At 50.2% G+C, this 783-nt stretch carries 1 pseudogene; it reads left to right on the forward strand.

What is annotated here, in order from left to right:
• Positions 1-783, forward strand: a pseudogene (locus Q4557_RS19800) (hypothetical protein); the annotation flags it as partial.

The raw sequence follows: 783 nt of genomic DNA on the forward strand, positions 1-783 counted from the left end.
AGTATTGCGGGCGTAGACATTTCAGGCCTGGTTGATGGCGACATTACCGTTGATGCCTCAGCTGTCGATCAAAACGGTCAAACCGTGACTGACGCTGACACCGACAATATGGATGCCACAGCGGGTTCTATCGACGTTGCATTAGTAATTAATGATGGCGCAGAAACGGCTGACATTTCAGGTACCACTACTGATGTGGCGCCAAACTCAACCGTCACCCTAACCCTGACCGATAGCGCTGGCACAGTCCAAATCATCACTGGCGTGACCGTTGATGCCAATGGCGATTACAGCATTGATGGCGTAGACATTTCAGGCTTAGTTGATGGTGACATCACTGTTGATGCATCAGCAATCGACCAGAACGGTCAAACCGTTACGGATGCTGACACCGACAACATGGATGCTACACCAGGCTCAATTGATGTGGCATTAGTGATTAATGACGGCGCAGAAACGGCTGACATTTCTGGTACCACTACCGATGTGGCGCCAAACTCAACTATCACCCTAACGCTGACTGATAGCGCTGGCACAGTGCAGGTCATCACCGGCGTCACTGTTGATGCCAATGGCGATTACAGCATTGATGGCGTGGATATTTCAGGCTTAGTTGATGGCGACATTACCGTTGATGCCTCAGCTGTCGATCAAAACGGTCAAACCGTGACTGACGCTGACACCGACAATATGGATGCCACAGCGAGTTCTATCGACGTTGCATTAGTAATTAATGATGGCGCAGAAACGGCTGACATTTCAGGTACCACTACTGATGTGGCG

Source organism: Shewanella sp. 5_MG-2023, assembly GCF_030547465.1.
GTDB lineage: Bacteria > Pseudomonadota > Gammaproteobacteria > Enterobacterales > Shewanellaceae > Shewanella.